Source organism: Streptomyces sp. TRM68367, assembly GCF_014495685.1.
In the GTDB taxonomy this organism is placed as follows: Bacteria; Actinomycetota; Actinomycetes; order Streptomycetales; family Streptomycetaceae; genus Streptomyces.
On sequence record NZ_JACTVI010000198.1, the window covers coordinates 1 to 5,281 of the forward strand.

Sequence of the window (5,281 nt, forward strand, 5' to 3'; positions counted from 1 at the left end):
AGCGGCCTGAGCAACAGGCCCCGAGCCCGACTGGACCATGCCTCGACACACCATCAGGCCCTACCCACCCAAACAACGTGACAACGCCCGATGAACGCTCATGCGGGTGGGTGTCGGGGTTGGTGGTCCACCTGCGGTACAGGCTCTGTTGCTCGGGCAGAGTCAGCGTGGGCCCCCGAAATCCTCGGTGCTGCACGGCGGTTACGGGGGCTGTGGGGTTGATGAGGACCGCTTTGGTGCGGTGGGCGTGGGCGAAGAACTGGCGCAGTCCCGCGAGCCGGGACGCGCAGCGGGCGGGGTTTGTGGCGAGGAAAGCTTCCACGTGTGCTGTGGTGACGCTGGTCCAGCTCGTGATCCCTTGGGCATAGAGGGAGATCGCCAGGTCGCGGACGGCGTCGAGGCGGATCTCGATGGTCTTCAGCCGATTCGGCCGCAGGCCCAGCTGGCGGGCCCGCTCACGCTGAATCAGTAAGAAGTCGGCGAAGCCCCGGACGTCAGGGCGCAGCAGGGCGGGGACCGCGTCGATACGGCGCTTGCGACGAGTTGCCGCTCTCTGCTCAGCTAAACCGGGCGGCGGGGCGAGATGGCCGTGGGTGTGGAAGAAGTCGGTGAGCGCCCCGACGAGCTGCGGGCTGTCCTCGCGGGCCTGCGCGAGCAGGGAGGCTGGGCTGGCGGCGGTGTTGCTGAGGATCAGGCGCGCGGTCTCGGCGATGGTGTCGGCTGCGTACAACGGGTGGCGCTGCGTTGCGAGGTGAGCAGCGAAGTCCGTCCACCATGAGGGAGGTTCGGGTATACGGCCCGCCCAACCAGCTGCGCGGGTCAGGGCAGTGTGAGGCGAGTACTCGTAGCATCGCTTGCACAGTCCTTTGGCCCACTGGCTGCTGGTGCCACATCCGTCGCAGCGGTCCGGTGCTGGGGCGGTAGCCGGGTCGGTGCAGGAGCGGCAACGCTGGCTCACGGCCTCCACGACCCGCCGTCGGCCGCAGTGCTGGCACTGGCCCCGTGCCGGTTGCCCGACAGCCCGGCGCTTGCATGCCGCGCACCGCAGCTCCGCTGATCGTCGGGGTGCTCCGCAGTCGGCGCAGGTACGCGAGCACCAGGCGCAGCGGCCGGTGTCAGCGCGCAGCTGCCGTAGTTTGTGGCAGGCGGCGCAGCGGCCGCGGACGGCGTCGGCTGCGGTGGCTGTCATCGGACCAAGCCGTGGAGAGGTCCGGGCCGTCACAGCGGTGGCAGGGATCGGTTGAGAGGGGCGGGCGGAGGGGTTGCGGCGCGGGCCGACGGTGGAGCTGTATCAGGTACCGCGTGGGGCGAAGGCGAAGAGCCGGGCGGCGGGCCGCCGTCACGCAGAGCCAGGAGATCGCCCGGGGTGCAGTCAAGGGCAGTGCACAAAGCTGCCAGCGTAGACAGCTTCACCTGGGAAGGCTGCTTGGTGAACAGCGCGGACACCGAAGCCGCGGCGAGTTCGAGACCGGCCCGCTCGGCCAGGAGACGGCGCAGCTCGGTGCCCGTCCAGACTCCGCGTTGCGCCGCGGTCATCCGCAGCCTCCACTCCACCAGCTGGCCGGGACCCGCGGGCGGGAGGGCGTGCGGTTCGGGTGTGGTCATCAGTATCCTGCCCGGGGCTCAGCCGGCCAGTTCAGCGACGGCGGTGAGGGTGGCGCGGCGCCAGGCGTCTTCGACAAAGGTATGCGAGGGCTTGACATAAGCCATGGTCGAGGCGATGTGGTGGTGACCGAGAAGCTGCTGGACGGCGATCAGGTCCATGCCCTGCTCATAGTGGTGGGTCGCGCAGGCGCGACGCAGCGCGTGCGGAGTGAACCGCTCGCGGGAAGGCCGGCCTTCCAAGTCCAGCAGGCGGGCGAGCCGGTCACGTACGGTCTCCGGCTTCAGTACCTCTCCGCGGCTGTCGCAGAACAGCGGCGCGCTGTCGGGAAAGAGCGGGCGGATGTCGCTCTGGTACCAGGCAAGGATCCGGTCGAGGCCGTCGAGCAGCGGCGTCCAGCGGGGGCGCGGGCCGGAGGTGTTCGCGGCCTTGCCGAACCGTACGTGCAGCTTCCCCGACGGCCCGAGCTGGGGGTGGACGTCGCAATTGTCGAGGCGGACCAGCTCACTCACGCGTACCGCTGAGTGGTACAGCGTGCGCAGCAGCGCGTAATTCGAGTACCCGGGGCCCGGCCCGCCAACACCAGAGCTTGGAGCATTACGTCCACGTCCGGTGCCTCGAGCTGCCAGACGGGCCGGTCGAAACAGCCCGGCACCCGTTCCAGCAGCGAGGCGTAGCAGCCGATCGTCGTCGCCGAGAACCCGCGTACCACCCAGGTCGACGCGAACGCGCTCATGCACTCGGCCTGGAAGACCCACACGTCCGGGACCTCGCCGCCGCCATCCACCGGGCTGGTGAGCCCGCCATCGATCAGCCGGAGAAACCGCTCCCCCATACCCCACCACCATCTCGTGACCGCTCATTCAGGTGACACCTGAGCAACACGCCCGCCACCAAAGCCATCAACGAGACACCGGAAGAAACGCAACGCCACCACCCGGCAAACCCCGCAACCCACACCAGGCCACCTGAACCACTACCGCAGCCCCCACGCCTGGGACGACGCGGTGCGGACCGCAACAGACTGAAACTTGACCGCCCCCGAGCGAAGACAGACTCAAGGACTCCGGCTCCCGCAGGGCACCAAGCCCCCTCCCCCTGAAACCGCCGATCGTGTGACCCCGATGGCCCCGGCTGGCTGGCTGGCCGACGCCGGCTACGGCCAGAACGCCGACTTCCGCGCCGCCCTGGCCGAGCGGGAGATCCCGTATGTGGTCGGCATCCGTGGCGATCTGACCGTCCAGCCGCATGACGCGCACCCCGCCGCCCCGGCCTTCTCCGGCACCGGACGTCCGCCGGTCCCTCGCTAGCGGCAGCCACCGGTGACGGTGACCAGGCATCTGCGGCCGGCGGGCGCAGTCGTGGAGCAGCCGTGAAGCCTTTGCATGTACATCATCAATAGTTCGCAGCGGCCCAACGCCTGTGTGGTCTCTGTGCTTTGATGCGGCGACAAGATCGTTTACCGCTCGTCAGAGCTCGCCAGGGTTACTCAGGAGGAGATTTCCGTGCGCCTTCCGCGCTTCGCAGCCGCTGCCGCTGCGACACTCGCCATCGCCGTCTGGCCCACCGCGGCCCACGCGGCCACCGCCACCTCGACCTCCACCGAGCAGGGCGTGGACAGCCACGAGGCCGAGCGGACCGACGCCCAGATACGCGCGTACTGGACGCCGGAGCGCATGGCGGACGCTCTCAGGCATCCCGTCGACGCGCCGACCGCACCCGCAAGCACCACCACCGCCCCGCGGCACGAGGCCTCCGTCCCCAGCAGGCCGATGACCGCCTCCGCGCGGGGCATCCTGCCGAAGACCACGACCTCCTACTCGACCACCGCGGCCACCGCGACGGTCTCGGTCTCCCAGGAGGTGCCGTACTCGACGAACCCGGCGTACTCCCTGGTCGGCAAGCTCTTCTTCGACCAGCCCGACGGCTCGCACCACGTCTGCAGCGCCTCGTCAATCGTCTCCAGCAACAAGAACACCATCTGGACGGCGGGACACTGCGTCCACCTCGGCAACGGCTCCGGTGACGCGGGCTGGTCGCAGAACGTCTACTACGTCCCCGGCTACCGGGACGGCAACGGCCCGTACGGCGCCTGGACCAGCGCCCACATGTACGCCCCGAGCACGTGGACCGCGGACGGAGACCTCAAGGAATCCGACATGGCCGCGATCGTCCTCAATTCCCACCCCACCTACGGCAGTCTCCAGACCGCGCTCGGCGGCGCCCTCGGCTACACCTTCGCCGACAACGCCACCGACTACAGCGACGTCTACACCATGGGCTACCCGCAGGACGGCTACCAGCGCACCGACCTCAACGGCGAGCGCATGATGTACTGCGAGGGCGACTCGGTCGACGCCAGCTACTTCAACCCGTTCGACGACAGGCTGAAGGTCGACTGCGACATGGGCCATGGCGCCAGCGGCGGCCCGCTGGTCTACGGCACCTCCGCCGGCAACCCGCAGATCGTCGGCGCGGTCAGCCACCACGAGTCCGACAGCAACGGCAACCGCCTCAGCGACGACCTGTTCTCCTCCGAGCACGGAGCCAACGCGGCGGCCGTGATCAGAGCGGCGAACGCCGCCTGACGGAGACAGTCGCTCAACACCGAGGGCCCGCACTCTTCTTGAGTGCGGGCCCTCGGTCATGGTCAGTCCATCGGGCGTTGCTCAGCGGGTCACTGTCGGCATCGGATCCGTCCCCGGGTGTTTCGACCGCTCGCGGACCAGCGAGTCGAGAATCTCCTGCCTGGTCATCTTCCCGACATCGGCCGGCAGGGACTTGCCAGATGCGGCGAGCTCCTCCGCCCACTGCCGAATGAGCTCGGCTCGGGTCGGCGCGGTCTGCGTGTTCGACGACACGGCGTCCGACGACGCGGGCACGCTGTCGCTCGTCGCCATCGTGACGGCCGTCGCCGCCGATCCGGCGATCGCACCGAGCAGCACTGCCCCGACCACGATCCGCTTCTTCATAGCGGGTTGCCGCATGTTCATCCCGGGATGCTAACCGAATTGATCATGGACATGGGGTGATCCAGGTTCACGACAGGTGAAGATCCAAAGGACGAACGCTCCCCTTCTGGAGAGCTTCGAGGGGGCCTAGCGTAGAAGCGGGCCTCTCCAGGAGTCGGCTCGGGCATGCCAACAACCTAGGGGAACCGGCATTTCACGCACAACGGTAGCGTCACTTGCTGGCGCTTGGGCTGCGGGATGTGACGAGCCTCACTGACGAGCAGGGCACCAACCTCTTCGCCGACAGCACCGCCGACGACGGGCTCGCCCCGCTCGCCAAGTCCTTCCTGGCCGGCGTCCTGGAGCACGCCCCGGCCCTGATGGCCGTCCTCAACCCGACCGTCAACGCCTTCAAGCGCCTCGCCGATCCCGGCTCACTGGCCTCCGTCACCGCCAACTGGGGCTACGACAACCGGCTCGCCTCCGCCCGTATACCGCCCGAGCGCGGCCCCGGCGCCCGCGTCGAGGTCCGCATCGGCGACGGGGCGGCCAATCCCTACATGGCGATCGCCGCCCTGCTCGCGGCCGGACTCGACGGCATTACGGGACCTGACACCTCCGCCGCCCATCGCCGGCGACGGCGCTGTCACGTTGGTTGACTGGATGGGATGATCTTCTGGTTGATCGTGCGGGAGGGGGCTGTTCGTGGGGGCCGTGTCGCCGTCGT

Annotated in this window: 6 protein-coding genes and 2 pseudogenes; 3 read left to right on the forward strand and 5 right to left on the reverse strand. The window is 68.9% G+C overall.

All coding sequences use genetic code 11. From position 1 onward, the window contains the following. The 4 genes and pseudogenes from H8R17_RS44195 to H8R17_RS48345 all read right to left on the reverse strand — a co-directional run. Positions 1-730: pseudogene (locus H8R17_RS44195) on the reverse strand (hypothetical protein); the annotation flags it as partial. Between the two features lie 488 nt (positions 731-1,218). Beyond that, a complete protein-coding gene (locus tag H8R17_RS48335; protein ID WP_187828807.1) occupies positions 1,219-1,605 on the reverse strand; it encodes a helix-turn-helix transcriptional regulator in 387 nt (128 codons plus the stop codon). Between the two features lie 18 nt (positions 1,606-1,623). Further along, entirely contained in the window at positions 1,624-2,115 is a 492-nt protein-coding gene (locus H8R17_RS48340) for a tyrosine-type recombinase/integrase (protein WP_316959742.1), read from the reverse strand. Next, positions 2,112-2,438 (reverse strand): hypothetical protein, encoded by a 327-nt coding sequence (locus H8R17_RS48345; protein ID WP_262506020.1) that lies wholly within the window; start codon positions 2,436-2,438, stop codon positions 2,112-2,114. The genes H8R17_RS48340 and H8R17_RS48345 overlap by 4 nt, the downstream gene beginning before the upstream one ends. 298 nt (positions 2,439-2,736) lie before the next feature. Between H8R17_RS48345 and H8R17_RS44210 the strand changes: the two are divergent. After that, positions 2,737-2,910, forward strand: a pseudogene (locus H8R17_RS44210) (transposase); the annotation flags it as partial. Positions 2,911-3,108: 198 nt separating this feature from the next. After that, positions 3,109-4,191: a trypsin-like peptidase domain-containing protein gene (locus H8R17_RS44215; RefSeq protein WP_187828809.1), complete on the forward strand. Its 1,083-nt coding sequence runs from the start codon at positions 3,109-3,111 to the stop codon at positions 4,189-4,191. Positions 4,192-4,272: 81 nt separating this feature from the next. Here the strand turns inward: H8R17_RS44215 and H8R17_RS44220 are convergent, their stop codons facing one another. Then, entirely contained in the window at positions 4,273-4,596 is a 324-nt protein-coding gene (locus tag H8R17_RS44220) for a hypothetical protein (protein ID WP_187828810.1), read from the reverse strand. Positions 4,597-4,814: 218 nt separating this feature from the next. On the opposite strand from H8R17_RS44220, the gene H8R17_RS44225 reads away from it, so the two are divergent. Further along, positions 4,815-5,213 carry a hypothetical protein gene (locus H8R17_RS44225; RefSeq protein WP_316959743.1) on the forward strand — a complete coding sequence of 133 codons (399 nt, stop codon included), beginning with the start codon at positions 4,815-4,817 and terminating at the stop codon, positions 5,211-5,213. Positions 5,214-5,281: the final 68 nt, after the last annotated feature.